This is a genomic window from Streptomyces phaeofaciens (assembly GCF_014648915.1).
GTDB lineage: Bacteria > Actinomycetota > Actinomycetes > Streptomycetales > Streptomycetaceae > Streptomyces > Streptomyces phaeofaciens.
The window spans coordinates 229487-249710 of the sequence record NZ_BMSA01000002.1 but is presented as its reverse complement, the minus strand read 5'-3'; the positions used below and the strand labels follow the sequence as shown (position 1 = coordinate 249710).

Sequence of the window (20224 nt, the reverse complement as noted above, 5' to 3'; positions counted from 1 at the left end):
ACCCGAACGGAGTCCGGAATGCCCGACACAGCCGCCGAGGAGCCACGCCCGCGCACGGCCGACCCGACGGTGAAGGCGCTGGCCGCGTACACCGTCGTGGCGGTGGCCCTGGCGGCCCGCGTCTTCCTGCTGCCCGGCGAGTCGGCGGACTACCGCATCTTCCTCCGGCCGTGGTACCAGCACATCGCCGGCCACGGCGGGTTCGCCGCCCTCGCCGACCCGGGCTTCTCGGACTACAACGTCCCCTACCTCTACCTGCTGGCCGCGCTCACCTACCTGCCGGTGCCGGCGCTGACGGGCATCAAGGCGATCTCGGTCCTGGCCGACCTCGCGATGGCGTACTACGCCCTGCGGATCGTGGCCCGGCTGCGGCCGGCCCACCCGTGGGCGGGCTTCGGCGCCGCCGCGGTGGTGCTCCTCCTGCCCACCGTCGTCACCAACAGCGGGTGGTGGGGGCAGTGCGACGCCGTCTACGCCGTGTTCCTCGTCGGCGGGATCCACCAGGTGCTGTGCCACCGGCCGTGGTGGGCCTGCGCGTTCTTCGGGATCGCGCTGGCGTTCAAGTTCCAGGCCGTCTTCCTCTTCCCGTTCCTCCTCGTCCTGGTGCTGGTGGGACGGGTGCCGTGGCGCAGCCTGCTCGCCGTTCCCGCGGCCTACCTCGCCCTCGCCGCGCCCGCCCTCGCGCTCGGCGCCGACCCGTGGCGGCTGCTGACGGTCTACGCCCGGCAGACGAACACGTACCGCCTGCTGTCCGTCAACGCGCCCTCCGTCTACGAGTTCGTGTCGGTGCCCGGTGACACGGACGCGGTGCGCGGCGCGGGGGTGCTGATCGCCGGAGCGCTGGTGGTGCTCCTGTCCGCCGCGGCGGTGTGGTCCCTGCGGCGCGCCCGGCCCGGCGGGCAGCACCTCACGGACACCCGGATCGTGCTGCTCGCCGCCTGCTCCGCGACCGTGGTGCCCTTCCTGCTGCCCTCGATGCACGAGCGGTACTTCTACGTCGCGGACGTCCTCACCGCGGTGGCCGCGTTCGCCCTGCCCCGGCGGCTCTGGTACGTACCGGTGCTGGTGCAGCTCGCCTCGTTCGGCAGCTATCTGAAGTGCAACTCCGCGGTTCTGGCGCCGTATCTGTCGATGCCGGCGCACGGTGCGCTGATGCTGCTGGCGCTGCTGGCGCTGGTCCGCACCACCACCCGTGAACTGCGCCGCGGACCGCAGGCGCCGGCGGTGCCCGCCCGGCCGTCCGCCGACCGGACCACGGCCGAGCCGGCCCCGGTGTGACCGGACACGGCCGAGCCAGACGGGACTTTGCGGACACGGCCTAGCCGCCGAGGAGGTCCGGCCGGTGCCCCGGGTCGCGGCGTGGGCCCGGCCAGGGGACGCCCGCCGTGGGGGTGGACGCGGCGGCGGTGTCCTCGGCGACGTAGTAGGTCGGGCGTCGCTGGGCGGCGGTGTAGAGGCGCCCGATGTACTCGCCGAGCACGCCCAGGCAGACGAGCTGGACGGAGCCGATGAAGAGCACGGCGATGATCAGGGAGGTCCAGCCGCGGGTGGTGTCGCCCGCCGCGTACACGGCCAGGGTGTAGGCGAGCATGCCGAGGCAGACGAGGAAGGCCAGGGTGCCGAGCCAGACGGCCAGCCGCAGCGGGGCGACGGAGAAGCCGATGACGCTGTCGATGGCCAGCAGGATCATCTTGCGCAGGGGGTACTTGGTGCGGCCGGCGACCCGCGGCTCGCGCCGGTAGGTGACCTCTCCGCTGGGGAAGCCGAACCAGGGCATGAGCAGCCGGTACACCTGCGGCTGGTCGGGCAGGGCCTTCAGGGCGTCGAGGGCGTGGCGCGACAGCAGCCGGAAGTCACCGGCCTGGGCGCAGACATGGGGGCCGACCAGGCGGCGCATGAGCCAGTAGTAGAGGCCGGCGGTGCGGCGTTTGAAGCCGGTGTCGCTGGAGCGGTTGACGCGGACGCCGTAGACGATGTCGAGCTGCCGGGTGCGGGCCAGGGCGAGCATCTCGGGGATCTTCTCCGGGGGGTCCTGGAGATCGGCGTCGAGGCTGACGGCGTGCGAGCCGCGGGCGTGGTGCAGACCGGCGGTCAGCGCGGCCTGGTGTCCGCTGTTGCGCCGCAGCCGGACGATCCGCAGCTGCGGCCAGTCGGCGCGCAGTCCCGCCAGCCGTACGGCCGTCCCGTCCGTGGAGCCGTCGTCCACCGCGACGACCTCGTACGTCTCCTGGGTCCCGTCCAGTACCGGGCGCAGCCGGCCCACCAGCGCCGGCAGCGCCTCTTCCTCGTTGAACATCGGAATCACGACCGACAACGCGACCGACGGCTCGCACCGGTCGGTCGGGTCGGGGCTCACATCGATCATTCGGCGGTCCCAGCCCATCCTGGATCGGGCGGGCGCAAACGCACCCGATTTGCTCACCTTAAGTAAGATTTGATCACTTACGGTACAGTGTCCCCATGGCTCAGCGCGTCCAGACACACGCGCCCCGCACCGCCGGGGCCGCCGCCCGGCAGGTGCCGGTGTTCGCCGTCGTCGGCGCGGTGTCCACCGTCGCCTATCTGGGGCTGTACGCGTTGCTCCGGCCGGTGCTCGACGCCCAGGCCGCCAATCTGATCGCGCTGCTGGTCACCGCCGTGGCGAACACCGCCGCCAATCGCCGGTTCACCTTCCGGGTGCGGGGCACGGCGGGCGCCGCCCGGCACCACCTCCAGGGCCTGGTGGCCTTCGCCGTCGGGCTCGCGCTGAGCGGCGGCGCGCTCGCCCTGGCGCACCGGATCCTTTCGGACGCGCCGCGGGTGGAGATCTGCGCCCTGATCGTGGCCAACGGCGCCGCGACGACGGTGCGGTTCCTCCTGCTGCGGCAGTGGGTGTTCGCCCCGCGGTGACCCGCTCGCGGCCGCGCGGACCGGCCGTCCGCCGCGGCCCGACGGGAGCCGGGCGCTCCCGTTGCGTTCCGGGTCACCCCCTTCACCGCCCGTTCACCCGGCCCACCCAGGAACGTGGGGTTCCGCGAGCACGCTGCCCCCGTGAGACGAATCGTGGGAATCGTCCTCGCGGCCTTGTTGATGACGGGTGTGGTGGTCGCCGTCGTCGCGGGCCGGGACAACGAGGACTCGGGCACGGCAACGAAGACCGTGCGGATGGTGATCGGATCGGAGAAGGCGGAGTTCTTCGCGGATCCGGACGTGGTGAAGGCCCTCGCCGCCAAGGGCTACACCGTGCAGGCCGAGACCTCCGGGTCCTGGGCCATGGAAGGACTGGACCTCAAGGGGTACGACCTCGCCCTGCCCTCCAGCCAGGCACCGGCACTGGAGCTGGCGGCCAAGTACCGGGTGACGGGGACCCTCCCCCGCCCCTTCTACTCGCCGCTGGTCGTCGTGGCGCACAAGAACGCCGCCGAGGTGCTGGCCGGCAACGGGCTCGCCGCCCTGGACGCCGAGCACCGCGGCACCTTCCGGATGGGCGCCTACCTCGACGCGGCCCGCGCCGACCGCACCTGGCAGCAGCTGAAGGGGGCCGGGAAGTACGGTGAGCTGACGGGCACGCTGTACCTGTCGAGCACCGACCCGGAGACCTCCAACTCCGGCGCCCTCTACCTCGCGGCCGCCTCCTACGTCGCCAACGGCGGCAAGGTCGTCGCGAGCGACGCCGAGGTCGCGAAGACCGGGCCGCTGCTGAACAAGCTGGTCAGCGTGCAGGGCGCCCAGCAGTCCAGCACGGACGCGGCGTTCCGGGACTTCGTCAGCGGCGCCGGCAACCCGCTCGTCCTGGTCTACGAGTCACAGGTCGCCTCCCTCCTCGCGGACGGGCAGCAGCCCGGCGACCTGGTCGTCCTCTACCCGGACACCACGGTCAACAGCGACCACACCGCCGTACCGCTGACCGAGAACGGCAAGGCGCTCGCCGCGCTCCTGGCCGCGGACCCGCGGCTGCGCGAGCTGGAGGTCCGGCACGGATTCCGCCCGCAGGGCGACGCCGCCGAGTTCGCGTCGGCCGGCACCTATCTCAAGCAGCGACTGACCGGCGTCCGCCAGGCGCCCGTGCCCACCTCGAAGGTGCTGCACGAGCTGGCGCGACGGGCGCGCGGATAAGGGGGACAGCACATGAGCACCAGCGACGACACCTTCACCCTCACCCCGCCCGAGCCCGTGGCCGCCGTGCCGCGCGAGAAGGCCGGCGGACTGGTCCCCGTGGACGACGGGGTGCGCACGGACATGGCCGCCAAGGCCACCGCGTACGTCGAGGGCCTCGCCGGCCTGGACGCCCGCTCGCCCGAGTTCGCGGGCAAGGTCGGCGAGATCACCGCGCTCGGCGCGGGGGAGATGCGCACCGCCGCCGCGCAGTCCAACCGCATGCTGGAGCGGACCGTCCGCAGCCTGCCCGGCAAGGGCGGCGACGCCCAGTCGCAGGTCGCGGGCTCGCTCGTCGAACTCCGCCGGGTGGTGGAGGACCTGGACCCGCGCGACCTGCCCGCCGACAAGGGCCGCAAGTTCCTGTCGCGGCTGCCCGGCGGCAACAAGCTCCGCGACCACGTCGCCAAGTACGCCTCCGCCCAGGGCACGCTGAACAAGATCGTGGGCTCGCTGCGCGGCGGCCAGGACGAACTGCGGCGCGACAACGCCGCGTTGCAGACCGAGCGGGTCCGCCTCTGGGAGACCATGGGCAAGCTCCAGGAGTACGTCGTCCTGACCAGCGCCCTGGACACGGCCGTCGAGCAGCACATCACCGGCGTCGGGGGCGGCGACCCCGAGCGCGCCGACAGTCTGCGCGCCGACGTCCTCTTCCCCGTCCGGCAGAAGCACCAGGACCTGCTCACCCAGCTCGCGGTGTGCGCGCAGGGCTACCTCGCCATGGACGTCGTACGCCGCAACAACGACGAGCTGATCAAGGGGGTCGACCGGGCGGCCACCACGACCGTCTCGGCGCTGCGGATCTCCGTGATGCTGGCCTCCGCCCTGGACAACCAGAAGAAGGTGATCGAGCAGGTCAACGCGTTGCGCGGGACGACCGAGGACCTGATCCGGGGCAACGCGGAGATGCTGGCCACGCAGAGCGGGGAGATCCAGCGGATCGCCGCCGACCCGGCCGTGGGCGCCGAGACCCTGCGCTCGGCGTTCCAGCAGATCTACCGCACCCTCGACGCCATCGACACCTACAAGGTGCAGGCGACCGAGGCGATGGCGGCGACGGTGGAGAGCCTGACCGCGGAACTCCAGGGCGCGAGCACCTACCTGGAGCGCAGCCGGTCGCGGGGCGCCCTGGACGGGGGCCTCGGATGAGACGGCCCCGAACGCGGCGGCCCCTGCTCGCCCTGACCGCGCTCGCCCTCCTGCTGACCGGCTGCACCGGCGAGGAGCGGCCGGACGACCCCGCCGCCCCCGCGCCGGGCACCCTGCGGGTCCTCGCCTCCAGCGAGCTGGCCGACATGGAACCGGTGTGGGAACAGGTCCGCAAGGACACCGGCGTCACGATCCGGCCCACCTACATGGGCACCCTGGACGCCGTGAACCTGCTGGCGAAGAAGAGCGCCGACGCGCGCTACGACGCCGTGTGGCTGTCCTCCAACGACTATCTGCGGCTGCGGCCGGACGTCGCGCGGAAGGTCGTCTCCGAGACCCCGGTGATGTCCAGCCCGGTCGCGCTCGGCGTGAAGACGCAGGAGCTGGACGCGCTCGGCTGGAAGCCCGAGCAGGTCACCTGGGCGCGGATCGAGCAGGCCGTGGCGGACGGCAGGCTCACCTACGGCATGACCGACCCGGCCCGCTCCAACTCCGGCTTCGCCACCCTGATCTCGGTCGCCTCGGCGCTCTCCGGCGCCCAGTCGGCGCTCACCGACGCGGACGTCACCAGGGCGACCCCGCGGCTGAAGGAGTTCTTCACGGGGCAGAAGCTGACTTCGGGCTCCTCGGGCTGGCTGGCGAGCGCCTACCGGCGGCGCGGTGACGTCGACGCGCTGCTCAACTACGAGTCCGTGCTGAAGGGCATCCCGGGCCTGACCGTGATCCGGCCGAAGGACGGTGTGGTCACCGCCGACTACCCGCTCTCCTCCCTCGCCGCGACCGACGCGAGCACCCGCGCGAACGTCAAGCGGGTGGCGGACGCCCTGCGCACCCCGGCCGTCCAGCGGCTGATCACCACCCGGACCCACCGCCGCCCGGTCGTCGCCTCGGTGCCGCCCGCGGCCGGACTGGACACCACCCGGCGGCGCGAACTGCCCTTCCCCGGCACCCGTTCCGTGGCCGACGGTCTGCTCGACGCGTACGAGAACGAACTGCGCCGGCCGTCCCGGACGGTGTACGTCCTCGACACCTCCGGCTCCATGGAGGGCGACCGGCTGCAAGGGCTGAAGGATGCGCTCAGCGATCTCACCGGCGACTTCCGCGACCGCGAGGAGGTCACCCTGATGCCGTTCGGCTCGGACGTGAAGAGCGTCCGCACCCATGTCGTCAGCCCCTCGGATCCTCAGACCGGCCTCGCCGCGATCCGCGAGGATACCAAGGAGCTGGAGGCCGACGGCGACACCGCGATCTACACCTCGCTGGAGAAGGCGTACGACCATCTGGGCACCGGCCGGGACACGTTCACCTCGATCGTCCTGATGACCGACGGCGAGAACACCGCCGGGGCGGACGCCGGCGACTTCGACGACTTCTACCGCGAGCTGAGCGGCGCACGACAGGACATCCCCGTCTTCCCCATCCTCTTCGGCGACTCCGACCGCTCCGAGCTGGAGCACATCGCCGAGCTGACCGGCGGCCGGCTCTTCGACGCCCGGCAGGGCTCGCTGGACGGCGCCTTCGAGGAGATCCGTGGCTACCAGTAGGTTCGTCGGGTATCTGGAGTCCCGCAAGAACATCGCGGGCAGCGCGGCCGGGCTGGCGGGGCTGGTGCTGACCTTCACGGGAGCGGCGGGCCCGTACTGGCCCGTCGTGGTCGTCGGCCTGTACGGCGCGGGCGCGCTGATCGCCCCGCCGGAGCGGCCGCCGCTGCCGGCCTTCGCCGACCCGTCGGCGCGGCTCGAGGAGGTGCGGGCCGACTTCGCCCGCCTGGGCGGCTATCTGGCGGACGTCGACCTGCCGCCCGCGGCGGCCGGCCGGCTCACCGAGCTGACGGAACTGCTGGCCGCGCTGCTCGACCCCGGCTGGGCCGCCGAACTGCTCGCCCACGACCCGGAGGGCGTCCATGTGCTGTCCCGGGCCGTACGGCAGGACGTCCCCGAGGCCGTCGACACGTTCGTACGGACGCGGTGGTGGACGCGGCTGGCGCCGGGGCAGGAGTCGCCGGAGCGGCATCTGGAGCGGCAGCTGGCGCTGCTCCAGGACGAGGCCGAGGGCCTGGTGGCGGGGCTGCGGGAGACCGAGGCGCGGCGGCAGGAGTCGCACACCCGGTATCTGGAGGACCGCAACCGGTAGGAACGGGCGAGGGCCCGCCGACGCGTTCCCGTCGGGGCGGACGGGAGCGCGGCGACGGGCCCAGGGTCCCCCACGCCGTTGTGCGGGACCTCGCCGGTCTGCACCGCGGCCGGCCGTGACGATCACTGGTCAGGGCACATCCGTGCCGGCCGCGGAGTCTTTGCGGGGCGGGCCTCAGCCCAGGCGCTGCACCAGCGCCCGGTACTCGTCCCACAGTTCCTTCGGGGTGTGGTCGCCGAAGGTGTTGAGGTGCTCGGGGACCAGGGAGGCCTCCTCGCGCCAGATCTCCTTGTCGACCGTGAGCAGGAAGTCGAGGTCGTCGGCGGCGAGTTCGAGGCCGGCGGTGTCGAGGGCGTCCTTGGTCGGCAGGACGCCGATCGGGGTCTCGACGCCGTCCGCCTTGCCGTCGAGGCGCTCGACGATCCACTTCAGGACGCGGCTGTTCTCACCGAATCCGGGCCAGACGAACGCGCCCTGGTCGTTCTTGCGGAACCAGTTGACGTAGTAGATCTTCGGCAGCTTCGCCTGGTCCTTGCCCTTGGCCACGTCGATCCAGTGGGCCATGTAGTCGCCCATGTTGTAGCCGCAGAACGGCAGCATGGCGAAGGGGTCGCGGCGCAGTTCGCCGACCTTGCCCTCGGCGGCGGCGGTCTTCTCGGAGGCCACGTTGGCGCCGAGGAACACCCCGTGGTTCCAGTCGAAGGACTCGGTGACCAGCGGGACCGCGCTCGCGCGCCGGCCGCCGAAGAGGATCGCGGAGATCGGGACGCCCTTGGGGTCCTCCCACTCGGGCGCGATGATCGGGCACTGGGCGGCCGGGACGGTGAAGCGGGCGTTGGGGTGGGCGGCCGGGGCGTCGGCGGACGGCGTCCAGTCGTTGCCCTTCCAGTCGGTGAGGTGGGCCGGGGTCTCCTCCGTCATGCCCTCCCACCAGATGTCGTTGTCGTCGGTGAGCGCCACGTTGGTGAAGACCGAGTTGCCCCACAGCGTCTTCATCGCGTTGGCGTTGGTGTGCTCACCGGTGCCGGGCGCGACGCCGAAGAAGCCGGCCTCGGGGTTGATGGCGTACAGCCGGCCGTCCTCGCCGAAGCGCATCCAGGCGATGTCGTCGCCGATGGTCTCCACGGTCCAGCCGGAGATGGTGGGCTCCAGCATGGCGAGGTTGGTCTTGCCGCAGGCGGACGGGAAGGCGGCGGCGACGTACTTGGACTCAACCCGGCCGGAGGTGGAAGGGGGCGGGGTGAGCTTGAGGATCAGCATGTGCTCGGCCAGCCAGCCCTCGTCGCGGGCCATGACGGAGGCGATGCGCAGGGCGTAGCACTTCTTGCCGAGCAGGGCGTTGCCGCCGTAGCCGGAGCCGTAGGACCAGATCTCGCGGCTCTCGGGGAAGTGCGAGATGTACTTGGTCGTGTTGCAGGGCCAGGGCACGTCCGCCTCGCCCTGCGCGAGGGGGGCGCCGAGGGTGTGCACGGCCTTGACGAAGAAGCCCGTCTCGCCCAGCTCGTCCAGGACGGGGCGGCCCATGCGGGTCATGGTACGCATGGACACGGCGACGTACGCCGAGTCGGTGATCTCCACGCCGATCGCGGACAGCGGGGAGCCGAGGGGGCCCATGCAGAAGGGGACGACGTACATCGTGCGGCCCCGCATCGAGCCGCGGAACAGGCCCTTCTCACCGGCGAAGATCTCCCGCATCTCGGCGGGGTCCTTCCAGTGGTTGGTGGGGCCGGCGTCCTGCTCCTGCTCGGAGCAGATGAACGTCCGGTCCTCGACCCGGGCGACGTCGGTGGGGTCCGAAGCGGCGTAGTAGGAGTTGGGGCGCTTGATCGGGTCGAGTTTCCGGAAGGTGCCCTTCTCGACGAGCTCCCCGCACAGTCGCTCGTACTCGGCCTCGGATCCGTCACACCAGACCACGCTGTCCGGCTGGGTCAGCTCGACGATCTCGTCGACCCACGAGATCAGTTCCTGGTGGTTGGTCGGGATGACGGAGGGAGCCGCGATATCGCGCGCCACGATTGCTCCTAGATGAGGGGTTTTTTGTTGGAGGCCCCGTGGGGGCTGCGGCCCGGATGCTGACGGTTTCGATCTTCGGCGCTCATCCGGTGCCGACCGCACTCATCTGATCATCCGACGCTCGCGCCCATCTGTCCAGAAGGCATCACAGGTGAGCAGAGTGAGGATCGCCACGCATAACGCGTGTTCTTTGCGTCCGCTTGGCGTTCGTCTGAAGATTCTTTGGGGTGAACCCGGGCCCGGCGGGCGGGCATCCGCGTGAGATGATGGCCACTCTTCGCCCCTCATCGGCTCGCACTGATCCGTAACTTACGGTTCCGTAGGTACGATGCGGCCCATGACTGCGCCCGTCCCCGACGCGCCCACGGACACGCCGGCCGCCGGCCGCGGCCCCGTCGCGCTCCCCCTGCCGCACGAGATCAAGCCCAAGCTCCGCGGCTGGCTGCATCTCGGCATGTTCCCGGCCGCGCTCATCGCGGGCCTGGTGCTCACCGCCCTCGCCGACTCCACGCGCGGCCGGATCGCCTGCGGCATCTACGCGCTCACCGCGTGCCTGCTGTTCGGCGTGAGCGCGCTCTACCACCGCGGCAACTGGAACGCGCGCATGGACGGCATCCTGCGCCGCCTGGACCACGCCAACATCTTCCTGATCATCGCGGGCACCTACACCCCGCTCACCATGCTGCTGCTTCCCGAGGCCAAGGGTCAGTGGCTGCTGTGGGGGATCTGGGCGGCCGCGGCGGCGGGCATCGTCTTCCGGGTCTTCTGGGTCGGCGCCCCGCGCTGGCTCTACACCCCCTGCTACATCGCTATGGGCTGGGCGGCCGTCTTCTTCCTGCCGGACTTCATGCGCACGGGCGGGATCGCCGTCCTGGTCCTGGTGATCGTCGGCGGACTCCTCTACAGCGCCGGCGGCGTGATCTACGGCATCAAGCGGCCGAACCCCTCACCGCGCTGGTTCGGCTTCCACGAGGTGTTCCACTCGCTCACGCTCGCGGCGTTCGTCGTCCACTACGTCGGCATCTCGCTGGTGGCGTACCAGCACGCATAGCGTCGCTTTTCCGCCATTCAATGGCCACGGCTTCCGAGCCGTGGCCATTTTTCATGCCCGGACGCCCCTGTCGATTGACAGTGGCTACATTTTGAGAGCTACTCTCATTTCATGGAAACTGTCACTCCAGACCCCCGTCGCTGGTGGGCCCTAGGGGCCCTGGTCGCGAGCATGCTGGTGCTCGGCTTCGACATGACGATCCTCAACGTGGCGCTGCCGACCATGGCCGCCGAACTCGGCGCCACCACCGGCCAGCAGCAGTGGATGGCGGACGCGTACATCGTCGTCTTCGCGGCCCTGATGCTCCCCGCAGGTCTGCTCGGCGACCGGTTCGGCCGCCGCCGGATGCTCGTCGTCGGGCTGGGGATCTTCCTCGTCGGCTCGGCGCTCGGCGCACTCGCCGACGACGTGAACTGGGTGATCGCCGCCCGCGCCCTGATGGGCGTCGGAGGCGCGCTGGTCACCCCGCTCGCCCTGTCCGTCCTGCCCTCGCTGTTCGAGCCCGACGAGCGCACCAAGGCCGTCGGTATCGTCTCCGCCGGCTCCACGCTCGGCCTGCCGCTCGGACCGATCATCGGCGGCTGGCTGCTCAACCACTTCTGGTGGGGCTCGGTCTTCCTCATCAACCTCCCCATGGCCGCCCTCGGCATCCTCGCCTGCGTCCTGCTGCTGCCGGAGACCCGCGACCCCGCCTCCCCCGAGGTGGACCTCCTCTCCACCGCGCTGACCGCGTCCGGGCTCGGCGCCCTCATCTACGCGATCATCGAGGCACCCACCCGCGGCTGGGGCGACCCGCTGGTCCTCGCGATGTCCGCCGCCGCCGTCGTCCTGATCGCCGGGCTCGTGCTGCGGGAGAGGCGCATGCCGCGGCCCATGCTCGACATGGGACTCCTCGCCCACCGCGGGTTCCTGTTCAACACCCTCGCCGCCACCCTGGTGATGTTCGTGCTGTCCGGCCTGATGTTCGTCCTGCCGCCGTACCTCCAGGCCGTCCTCGGCCACGACTCCCTCGGCACCGGGGTGCGGCTGCTGCCGCTGATGGGCGGGCTGATCGTCGCCGCGCGGGGCGCCCAGCCCGTCGTCGCCCGGTTCGGGGCACGGGCCGTGGTCAGCGCGGGCCTCGTGGTGCTGGCCTTCGCCGCGCTCCTGGGCAGCCGTACGACGGTGGACTCCGGCTACGGCTTCACCGCGCTGTGGCTGTCCCTCGCCGGGGCCGGCTTCGGCTTCGCGGTCGTGCCCGCGATGTCCGGTGCCCTCGCCGCCCTGCCCTCCGACCGCGCGGGCAGCGGCTCGGGCCTGCTGATGACCCTGCGCCAGGTGGGCGGCGCCATCGGTATCGCCCTGCTCGGCAGCCTGCTCGCGGGCGCCTTCCGCGACCGCCTCGACGTCACCGGCCTGCCCGCCGCGGCCGCCGACACCGCCGGGGACTCCGTGGTCGCCGCGCATCTGATCGCCGAGCGGGCCGGATCCGCGCACCTCGCCGCCTCCGCGAACGGCGCGTACGTCCACGGCATGACCCTCGCCCTGCTGGTGTGCGCGGTCGCCGCCCTGGTCGCCGCGCTGCTGGCGGCCGCTCTGCTGCCGGGGACACCGGGTGCGCGGCGGGCCGGGAGCCCCGGCGACATGGCCGCCGCCCCCGCCGATGCCCGACAATGAGGCCCATGACGGCCGCACGTACCTCCTCCCCCGCCGACCGCTCCCAGCTGGGCCTGCGGGAGCGCAAGAAGATCAAGACACGCGAGGCGATCCGCACCGCGACCTACGCGCTGATCAAGGAACAGGGGTACGACGCCACGACGATCGACCAGATCGCCGAGCGGGCCGAGGTGTCGCCGTCGACCGTCTTCCGGTACTTCCCGACCAAGGAGGACATCGTCCTCACCGACGAGTACGACCCGATCCTCCTGGAGGAGCTGCGGTCCCGCCCGGCGGACGAACCGTGGACGGACAGCATCCGGTACGTGATGCGGGAGGCGGTCCGCACGGGCGTCGAGGAGGACGCGGAGGTGGCGCGGCTGCGCACCCATCTGATGGTCCAGGTGCCCGCGGTCCGCTCACGGATGATGCAGAGCATGTCGGTCACCGGCCGCATGCTCTGCACCGCCATCGCCGAGCGCACCGGCAGCGACCCGGACAGCCTGGAGGTGCGGGTCTACGCGATGTCCCTCATCGGCGGGCTGATGGAGACGTCCCTGTACTGGGCGGAGAACGACCACCGGGACGACTTCGCGAGCCTCGTCGACCGCACCCTGACCGTCCTCGCCCGCGGTCTGCCTCACGAAAACCGCTGAGACCGACCCCCTCCCGCATGCCATCCTGACGGGGTGAACGCACCGCAGATCCACGTCGAAGTAGCCCCCGAGCTGGCCGTGTTCGTCCCGCACGCCCGGCGGGCCGGCGCCACGCCCCTGGCCGTCGACGGCGTGTCGACGCTCGGTCATGTCATCGAGTCCCTCGGTGTCCCGCTGACGGAGGTCGGCGCCCTCGTGGTGGACGACCGCGAGGTCCCCGTCTCCCACATCCCGGCGCACGGCGAGTCGGTCGCCGTCCGCCCGGTCGCCCGCCCCCAGCGGGTGCCCGGCGCCCCGCTGCGCTTCCTCCTCGACGTCCACCTCGGCACCCTCGCCCGCCGGCTGCGGCTGCTCGGCGTGGACACGGCGTACGAGTCGACGGACATCGGCGACCCGGCGCTCGCCGCCCGCTCGGCGGCCGAACAGCGGGTGATGCTCAGCCGTGACCGGGGCCTGCTGCGCCGCCGCGAGCTGTGGGCCGGGGCGTTCGTCTACAGCACCAGCCCGGACGAACAGCTCCGGGACGTCCTCGACCGCTTCGCCCCCGAGCTGCGCCCCTGGACCCGGTGCACCGCCTGCAACGGGCTGCTGCGGGAGGCCACCAAGGAGGAGGTCGCCGACCAGCTGGCACACGGTACGCAGCGGTCGTACGACGTGTTCGCGCAGTGCGCCGGGTGCGGCCGGGCGTACTGGAAGGGCGCGCACCACGAACAGCTGGAGGCCATCGTGGAGCGCGCCCTGGCGGAGTTCGCCGGCGACCGCTAGCGGCTACGAGAGCCGCCGGCTCTTCGTCACATCACCCTTTCCGCAGGCGACGCCGTCCCGGTTCGGATCCAGGCGCAGCGGGTCGTCCTTGCCGTTGACCTCGAGCCGCCCGTAGTCGTTCGCCTTGAGCCAGGCGCAGCGGGCGGCCGCGGTCGCCCTCACCTTCGCCGGGAACGCGGTCGGCACGCACACGTTGACCGAGCCGTAGTGCCGGTCGCAGCCGGAGACGGTCGGGGAGACCTTCTGCGAGGTCCGCTTCTTGCCGGGGCCGGTGACCTTGCCGGTCAGGTCGTCGGCGAAGGTGTGGACGTGCGGGGCGGCCGTGGTGCCGTCCGAGACGGAGAACGTCGACGGGGTGTCCGCGCTGAGCGCGGCCGGGCCCTGGAGGTGCACCCACTTCGCCACCGACGGCACGCCGTTCGCATCCACCCCGAAGAGCATGTACCAGCCGGGCGGGGCCAGGTTGGGGTTGCTCGTCACGTTCAGGTCGACGTTGTTGCCGTCCACGGAGAGCGGCAGGTCGACGAAGCGCTGGTTCGGGTCGGAGGAGTGGGTGACGGCCGCCGGGCGGATCAGCTCCGCCTTGGCGATGGGCCGGTCGACCGTGATCCGCTGGGTGTCGCCGTAGTTCCACTCCGTGTCGATGACCGAGGTGATCGTCGGCCGGGTGCCCTTGAGCAGATAGGGCGGGGTGTAGATCGACACGTTGTGGTTCCAGGTGCCGTTGCCCGGGTTGTCGCCGGTGGACATCACCCGGCCGTCCGGCAGCAGGAACGACGAGGAGTGGTAGCCGCGGGCCTGCGGGTCGGCGGCCACGGGATCGAACGTGCCCGTGTCCGGGTCGTAGAGCGAGGACTCGAAGACCGGATCGGCCCGGTTGTGCAGCGCGCCGCCGGTCTCCAGGACCTTGCCGTCGGGCAGCAGCACGGCGGAGACGTACATCTTGCCCTGGCTGCCGGTCTGCGGGACCTTGCCGTTGCCGAGGTCGACCGTGCCCTGCGGGATCGGCGGGCCGGCCACGTAGGACGGGTTGGGCTGCTTGAGGTCGATGACGTCGGTCAGCCGGCCCGCGTCCGGGTTGGAGTCGATGTTGCCGCCGCCGAGGGTGAGGACCTTCTGGTCCTGCGCCGGGGGCAGCAGCACGCTCGCCGACTGGTCGCGCTGGTCCTTGTTCTGGAGGCCGGGGATCTGCGTGGTGGAGTTGGCGTCGTAGTCGTAGATCGCCGCGCCGGTGCCGGGGATGTTGTTGCCGAAGACATGGCTGCCGGAGTAGAAGAGCCGGCCGTCCTGCATGAGGATCATCGACGGGTACAGACCCCAGTACGACCAGGTCTGGTTGACCTTCCACAGCGGCTGCCACCGCTGTTCCTCCTGCGAGAACAGCTCGGCCGTCACCGACCCGGTGGAGTCCTCGCGCAGCCCGCCGAAGGACAGCACGTCACCGTTGCCCATGACGGTGGCCGACGGGTACCAGTGGCCGTCGTTCATGTCGTTGGTCTTGCTGTACGTCTCGGTGGCCGGGTCGAAGATGTACGAGTCCTTGAAGCCCTCGTAGCCGTGCCCGCCCACGACCGGGTACGCCTTGTTGCCGCTCATCACCAGCACCCGCCCGTCCTGGAGCTGGACGTGACCGGCGCAGAACATGTCCTTGGGGGTGGGGACGACCTTGTAGCTGCCGTTGGCCGGGTCGTACACCGCGCTGGTGAACGTGCCCGCCTCGAACTGCTCCTCGCTGTTGCCGGACCCGGCGATCAGCAGCACCTTGCCGTTGTTGAGGACGACGGAGTGCATGGAGCGGACCGGGTTCTGCGTGGGCAGCACGTCCCAGCGGCCGTTGGCGCACTCCTCGGCGGTGCCCGTGCAGGCGGCGGGCGGCAGGACGTCGGGGACCTGCTCCATCGTGTAGTCGTCGGTGGTCGCCGAGCCGGTGCCGTAGACGGAGACGCCCCAGGTGATGCGGTCGGTGCCGGCCGGCACCTCGGGGGTGCGGACCGAGGCCTCGGTCCAGGCGGCGGCCGTCTGAAGCGTCTTGAGGTCGGTCCAGTACTGCCAGCCGGCGGTGGCGTCGTGCCGGAACAGGGTGACGGCGGTGTCCGGGGTCGTCGACTTGTACCAGAGCGACAGGTCGTACTGCTTGCCCGGCGTCACCGTCGGCGCGCACTGCGCCGACTCGGTGATCAGCGCTTTGCGGTCGCCGTCGACCCGCCGGGTGAGCGTCACCTTCATCGCCCTGGACCCGGTGTGGGCGTCGGAGGTGTGCTCGAAGGTGAAGTCGTTGTCGCCCCAGCCCGACTTCTCCCAGCAGTAGGGCATGCCGTCGGTCCCGGCGGTCTCGAATCCGGCGTTCTTGATGAGGTTGGCGGCGGACGCGGGCTGTGGTGCGGTCAGCAACAGGCCCGAGGTCAGGCCCGTCACCGCCAGCACGGCGGTTCTCCTACGGCGTCTTGTCTTCACGCGGCTCTCCTTGCGGCGGTACGGCGTGCGGCGGTACGGGCCCCGCGCGGTCCCCTGCGCGGGAGGTAGACGAGCGCCTCGGTGCCGGCGAAGCGCAGGACGAACGTGGTCACCAGCGCCAGCGCGGTCGCGGACAGCGCGCCCATCCCGAACCGGTGCACGAACAGCGCGATCAGCGGGATCCGCAGCACCAGGTCGGCGTTGGCGAGCAGCGCGAACCGGCCGGCCCGGTCCCACCAGCGGCGGTGGGAGCGGCGGTCGCGGAACAGCAGGTGCTCGATGAGGACGAAGTTCCAGGCGACGCCCAGCTGGTTGGCGAGGATCTCCGCCGGTACGTAGTGCAGACCGGCGGCCGTGAGGGCGTACAGGCCGAGCAGGTTCGGCAGGAAGCCGGTCAGCCCGATCAGGCCGAAGCCGACCATGCGCGCCGCGGGTGAGGCGGTGCGCAGTCCGGCGAGATGGCGCAGGAAGCGCAGGCCCTCCTGCGCGGAGGACTTGGACTCGCCGGCGAAGCGGTCCTGGAAGACGAACGGGACCTCGCTGACCCGGCGCGGGCGGCTGCGCACGGCGAGTTCGAGGAGGATCTTGTAGCCGAGCGGCTTGAGCACGTCCGCCGTCACCGCGCTGCGGCGGATCGCGAAGAAGCCGCTCATCGGGTCGCTGATGCCGTGCAGCCGGCGCGGGAAGAGGGACTTGGTGAGCCAGGTCGCGCCCCGCGAGACGGCGACCCGGTAGCTGCCGGCGAGTCCGGCGCGGCTGCCGCCCTTGATGTACCGGGAGGCGACGACCAGCCCGGCGCCCGACCGCTCCCCGGTGGCGACCAGCTCCGGCACCAGGGACGGCGGGTGCTGGCAGTCGCCGTCCATGACGACGATCCAGTCCGACCCGGCCGCCTTGATGCCCTCGACGACCGCGCCGCCGAGCCCGCCGACCGGTTCCTCGCGGTGGATCACGGTCACCGGGTACGGGCAGTCCTTCGCCGCGTCCCGGACGACCTCGGGGGTGTCGTCGGTGGAGTCGTCGACGAAGACGACCTCGCAGGGCAGCCGGGCGGGCACCGACTCGGTGATCTGGTGCAGGAGCCGGCGGATGTTCGCGGACTCGTTGAACGTCGGTACGACGATGGTGACCGCGCCGGGCTCGGCGAGTTCGGCGGTGCGCAGATCGGGGACGGGGGTGGTGGACTCGGTGTGGTCGTGGCTCATCGGACGCCTCCGGAGACGCTCTGGATCCGCCGGATCTCGATCCGGTCCTCGCCGGTGCCGAAGGTGGCCACCGGCGTCGAGTGGGCGAGGGCCGCGCCGACGTCCGGCAGATCGACGGCGTCGCGCCGTACGGTCGGGGAGGCGACGACGTAGTCGATGTCCCGCCAGCCGCCCGGCAGGGTCTTGGTGACGGCGGGGTCGAGGTCCGCCTTGTAGAACCAGATCGCGCCGAGGCCCGGCTCGTAGCCGGCGTGGACGAGGTCAAGCCAGAGCGCGTCGTCGACCAGGACGCGGGTGTCCCCCGGGTTGTCGACCTCCGTGGCCAGCCACTGGGAGGCGGCCCGGTAGGGGGCGTTGGCGTCGGCGGTGAGAGCGGTGCGGTCGCCGTCGTACCAGCGCGGGACGACGTACGCGCCGGCGGCGAGGGCCAGGGCGGCGGCGAGGGCGTAGCGGCCGCCGGTCCGCCAGCGGACCTCGTCGGGCCGGCGCCATCGGCGCAGGACGCCGTGGGCGACGCTGGCCGCGGCGGCGGCGAGGACCAGGGCGAGGAAGGGCAGTGCCTGGATGACGTACATCGCGGGCAGGTAGCCGCTGGGCCGCATCGCGACGACGCCGAGGATCGCCACCGCGAGGGACGGGCCGGCGAGGGCGCGGGCGGTGACCGACCAGCGCCAGGTGAGCAGGAGCAGCAGCGCGCCCGCGAGTCCGCCGACGATCAGGACGCGGTCGTAGTAGAGCCAGGACCGCAGGACGCCGTGCGAGCCGGAGCCGGCGTCGAGGATGAAGCCCGAACCGGGCCGGGTCATCTGGTACTTGATGCCGTCCCACAGCGACACATGGCCGCTGCCGGGGAACAGTTCGCCCTTGAGGAGGGCGAAGAGCGGGTACGAGAAGCCGATCAGTGTGCAGGCGGTGACCGCGCCGGTGAGGGCGAACTTGCGGGTGTCGCGGTGGCTGTGGCGCCACATGGTGACCAGGACCGCCGGGAGGACGAAGAGCATCGTCTCCTTGGTGAGCACGGCCGTCGCGGCGGCGATGCCGGCGCCGAAGTGGTGCCAGAGGTGGCGGCTGGGCGAGGCGGCCAGGGTGAACGCGAGCAGCGTCCACATCACCGCGAGGTTGTCGAGGAAGATCTCCCGCTGGAGGACGACCGAGAGCGGGGAGAGCCCGAACAGGGCCATGCCGAGCCCGGCCGCCCAGCGGGGCAGCGAGAGCCGCCGGCCCAGGACGTAGAGCAGGACCGCGCTGACGGCGCTGACCACGAGCATCGCGGCGCGCATGGTGCCGACCGTCATCGAGTCGGGGCTGATCAGCTTGGGGATCCAGGTGAGCAGGGCGAGCTGGATCCAGCCGAACGGCGGGTGGTCGTACCAGTAGGTGTAGTGGGCGAGGCCGCGGCCCTCCTGGACGGCCCAGGCCTGGGCGAGGTAGGTGCCCTCGTCGTCGCTGAGGGTGGGGTAGTCGGCGATGTTCCAGCCCTGGACGACGAGGATCGCCACCAGGAGGACGCCGCAGAGCAGCAGGTCGGGACGGGACGAGCGGAGCCGCTTCGGCGGGGACGTTCGGCCGGTCGAACGCGTTTCCGGCGCGGGTCTGCGCTGCGCGGGGACCTGGGCAGTGGTCACCGCGGGAAGGGTGGAGGTCACGCAGGAACGTCCTCTCGGGTCACTGCGGGCTCGGGTGCCGCGGCGGTCAGATGCGCGCCGGTGTGCTCGGTCAGCTCCCAGTCGTTGCGGCCGCGCTGCTCGCGCCAGACGGCGCGCAGCGCGGCTCCCGCGAGGAGGACCTGGTAGAAGGGGCCGCCCACGACGAGCTTGACGTAGTGGACGAACCGGACGCGCAGGCCGTACTGCTTGCCGAAGTCGTGCAGTCCGACGAGCTCGAAGACGAAGGTGACGAGCGCGGTGACGGCCGGCAGGAAGGTGATGAAGGCGATGCCGACGGGCACGTCGAGGAAGAGGGCGATCGCCACGTTGAGCGGGATGATGACGCCGGAGAACGCCTGGAGGAACGGCGTCATGAGGGTGTATCGGGCGAGCAGCCGCTGCCCGAGTCCCGGGAGCTGCTTCCAGTCCTTCTTCCGGTAGACCTGGAGGAAGCCCTGGTTCCAGCGGGTGCGCTGCTTGAGCAGCGACATCAGGGAGCCCGGGGTCTCCTCCCGGGTCACCATGTCGGAGTCGTAGGCGACGACGACCTTCTTGCCGACGCTGGACAGGCGTACGCCCAGGTCACAGTCCTCGGCGAGGCAGTCGGGGTCCCAGCCGTCGGCCGCCCGCAGCACATCGGTGCGGACGAAGACGGTGTTGCCGCCGAGCGGGATGAACCCTTTCTGCGCGTGCAGATGGAGCCGTGAGCGGAACCAGAAGAAGTACTCCAGGCAGTTGCGCAGGCTGTACCAGCTGGAGTGGAAGTTGATGAGCTGGACACCGCCCTGGACGACGTCCGCGCCGGTGGTGCGGAAGGCGTGGTCGACGTGGGCGAGCAGCTCCGGGTGGACCTGGTCCTCGGCGTCGAAGACCCCGACGACGTCGCCGCGGCAGTGCGGCAGGGCCGTGTTCATGGCCTTCGGCTTGTTCTTCTTCTCATGGGTGTCGACGACGACCCGGACCCGGGAGTCGCGGGCGGCCGCCCGCTCCGCCACGGCCGTGGTCTCGGGGTCGTCGTGCCCCACGATGACGATGATCTCGAAGTCGGTGTGGGTGGACTCCAGCAGGCGCTGGACGGTGTGGTCCAGCACGGCTTGTTCGTGCCGTGCCGGAAGCAGCAGCGAGAAGGAGACATGTTCGTCCCCGTCCGGACTGCTGAACCGGGTGGAGGCGAGCACTTCGGGCGTACGCCACGCGTGCATCTGCCACCACAGGGTGAACGCCGCCATCCAGAACAGGGCCAGGGATATGGCGGCGATGAAGACAGACGTCAGCAAGACAAGATCCCCCCAGATCTCAGAACCCCCTGTCGCCACGGCTGGATACTGCCGTCGCGTCACTATGGAGAGGCTAGGGGGAAACTGTGAAGTCCGGGGGATCTTC

Annotated in this window: 16 protein-coding genes; 10 read left to right on the top strand and 6 right to left on the bottom strand. The window is 71.4% G+C overall.

The features are described 5' to 3' along the window. Positions 1–18: 18 nt before the first annotated feature. Positions 19–1278, top strand: coding sequence for a glycosyltransferase 87 family protein (locus IE275_RS04630; protein WP_189707807.1), 1260 nt, complete (start codon positions 19–21; stop codon positions 1276–1278). 40 nt (positions 1279–1318) lie between these two features. On the opposite strand, the gene IE275_RS04625 is transcribed toward IE275_RS04630, so the two are convergent. After that, entirely contained in the window at positions 1319–2365 is a 1047-nt protein-coding gene (locus IE275_RS04625) for a glycosyltransferase family 2 protein (protein WP_189707805.1), read from the bottom strand. Positions 2366–2460: 95 nt separating this feature from the next. On the opposite strand from IE275_RS04625, the gene IE275_RS04620 reads away from it, so the two are divergent. The 5 genes from IE275_RS04620 to IE275_RS04600 all read left to right on the top strand — a co-directional run bounded on the left by IE275_RS04620 (position 2461) and on the right by IE275_RS04600 (position 7416). Further along, positions 2461–2889, top strand: coding sequence for a GtrA family protein (locus IE275_RS04620; protein WP_189707803.1), 429 nt, complete (start codon positions 2461–2463; stop codon positions 2887–2889). Positions 2890–3030: 141 nt separating this feature from the next. Continuing rightward, positions 3031–4095 (top strand): hypothetical protein, encoded by a 1065-nt coding sequence (locus IE275_RS04615; protein WP_189707801.1) that lies wholly within the window; start codon positions 3031–3033, stop codon positions 4093–4095. Positions 4096–4107: 12 nt separating this feature from the next. Beyond that, the gene (locus IE275_RS04610; protein ID WP_189707799.1) at positions 4108–5283 is read left to right on the top strand and encodes a toxic anion resistance protein; all 1176 of its coding nucleotides are present in this window, start codon (positions 4108–4110) and stop codon (positions 5281–5283) included. Continuing rightward, the gene (locus tag IE275_RS04605) at positions 5280–6827 is read left to right on the top strand and encodes a vWA domain-containing protein (RefSeq protein ID WP_189707797.1); all 1548 of its coding nucleotides are present in this window, start codon (positions 5280–5282) and stop codon (positions 6825–6827) included. Before IE275_RS04610 ends, IE275_RS04605 begins: the two co-directional genes overlap by 4 nt. Then, a complete protein-coding gene (locus IE275_RS04600) occupies positions 6814–7416 on the top strand; it encodes a hypothetical protein (RefSeq protein ID WP_189707794.1) in 603 nt (200 codons plus the stop codon). The genes IE275_RS04605 and IE275_RS04600 overlap by 14 nt, the downstream gene beginning before the upstream one ends. 174 nt (positions 7417–7590) lie before the next feature. Here IE275_RS04600 and IE275_RS04595 read toward each other — a convergent pair whose 3' ends face one another. Then, complete coding sequence (locus IE275_RS04595; protein WP_189707792.1) at positions 7591–9429, bottom strand: phosphoenolpyruvate carboxykinase (GTP); 1839 nt, start codon at positions 9427–9429, stop codon at positions 7591–7593. A gap of 337 nt (positions 9430–9766) precedes the next feature. Here IE275_RS04595 and trhA point away from each other — a divergent pair, with 337 nt between their 5' ends. From trhA to IE275_RS04575, 4 genes are all read left to right on the top strand, one after another. Beyond that, positions 9767–10480 (top strand): PAQR family membrane homeostasis protein TrhA, encoded by a 714-nt coding sequence (gene trhA / locus IE275_RS04590; protein ID WP_189707790.1) that lies wholly within the window; start codon positions 9767–9769, stop codon positions 10478–10480. 111 nt (positions 10481–10591) lie between these two features. Next, on the top strand, positions 10592–12136 hold the full coding sequence (locus IE275_RS04585) for a DHA2 family efflux MFS transporter permease subunit (RefSeq protein ID WP_189707788.1): 1545 nt from the start codon (positions 10592–10594) through the stop codon (positions 12134–12136). A 5-nt stretch (positions 12137–12141) separates the two neighbouring features. Further along, the gene (locus IE275_RS04580; protein WP_444545875.1) at positions 12142–12771 is read left to right on the top strand and encodes a TetR/AcrR family transcriptional regulator; all 630 of its coding nucleotides are present in this window, start codon (positions 12142–12144) and stop codon (positions 12769–12771) included. Between the two features lie 33 nt (positions 12772–12804). Further along, positions 12805–13536: a Mut7-C RNAse domain-containing protein gene (locus IE275_RS04575; RefSeq protein WP_189707784.1), complete on the top strand. Its 732-nt coding sequence runs from the start codon at positions 12805–12807 to the stop codon at positions 13534–13536. Positions 13537–13539: 3 nt separating this feature from the next. Here the strand turns inward: IE275_RS04575 and IE275_RS04570 are convergent, their stop codons facing one another. Genes IE275_RS04570 through IE275_RS04555 form a run of 4 tightly spaced genes read right to left on the bottom strand, consistent with a single transcriptional unit; the run spans position 13540 to position 20118 of the window. Then, entirely contained in the window at positions 13540–15990 is a 2451-nt protein-coding gene (locus IE275_RS04570; RefSeq protein WP_189707782.1) for a galactose oxidase family protein, read from the bottom strand. After that, positions 15987–17195, bottom strand: a complete 1209-nt coding sequence (locus tag IE275_RS04565; protein ID WP_189707780.1) for a glycosyltransferase — start codon at positions 17193–17195, stop codon at positions 15987–15989. The genes IE275_RS04570 and IE275_RS04565 overlap by 4 nt, the downstream gene beginning before the upstream one ends. Next, positions 17192–18841, bottom strand: coding sequence for an ArnT family glycosyltransferase (locus tag IE275_RS04560; protein ID WP_189707778.1), 1650 nt, complete (start codon positions 18839–18841; stop codon positions 17192–17194). Before IE275_RS04560 ends, IE275_RS04565 begins: the two co-directional genes overlap by 4 nt. Continuing rightward, positions 18838–20118 carry a glycosyltransferase gene (locus IE275_RS04555; RefSeq protein ID WP_189707776.1) on the bottom strand — a complete coding sequence of 427 codons (1281 nt, stop codon included), beginning with the start codon at positions 20116–20118 and terminating at the stop codon, positions 18838–18840. The genes IE275_RS04560 and IE275_RS04555 overlap by 4 nt, the downstream gene beginning before the upstream one ends. Between the last annotated feature and the right edge of the window lie 106 nt (positions 20119–20224).

What these genes read in the sequence shown, in the direction of transcription:
- IE275_RS04630 (WP_189707807.1), top strand. Translation starts at nt 19, where the DNA reads ATGCCCGACACAGCCGCCGAGGAGCCACGCCCGCGCACGGCCGACCCG.
- IE275_RS04625 (WP_189707805.1), bottom strand. Translation starts at nt 2,365, where the DNA reads ATGATCGATGTGAGCCCCGACCCGACCGACCGGTGCGAGCCGTCGGTC.
- IE275_RS04620 (WP_189707803.1), top strand. Translation starts at nt 2,461, where the DNA reads ATGGCTCAGCGCGTCCAGACACACGCGCCCCGCACCGCCGGGGCCGCC.
- IE275_RS04610 (WP_189707799.1), top strand. Translation starts at nt 4,108, where the DNA reads ATGAGCACCAGCGACGACACCTTCACCCTCACCCCGCCCGAGCCCGTG.
- IE275_RS04605 (WP_189707797.1), top strand. Translation starts at nt 5,280, where the DNA reads ATGAGACGGCCCCGAACGCGGCGGCCCCTGCTCGCCCTGACCGCGCTC.
- trhA (WP_189707790.1), top strand. Translation starts at nt 9,767, where the DNA reads ATGACTGCGCCCGTCCCCGACGCGCCCACGGACACGCCGGCCGCCGGC.
- IE275_RS04585 (WP_189707788.1), top strand. Translation starts at nt 10,592, where the DNA reads ATGGAAACTGTCACTCCAGACCCCCGTCGCTGGTGGGCCCTAGGGGCC.
- IE275_RS04580 (WP_444545875.1), top strand. Translation starts at nt 12,142, where the DNA reads ATGACGGCCGCACGTACCTCCTCCCCCGCCGACCGCTCCCAGCTGGGC.
- IE275_RS04565 (WP_189707780.1), bottom strand. Translation starts at nt 17,195, where the DNA reads ATGAGCCACGACCACACCGAGTCCACCACCCCCGTCCCCGATCTGCGC.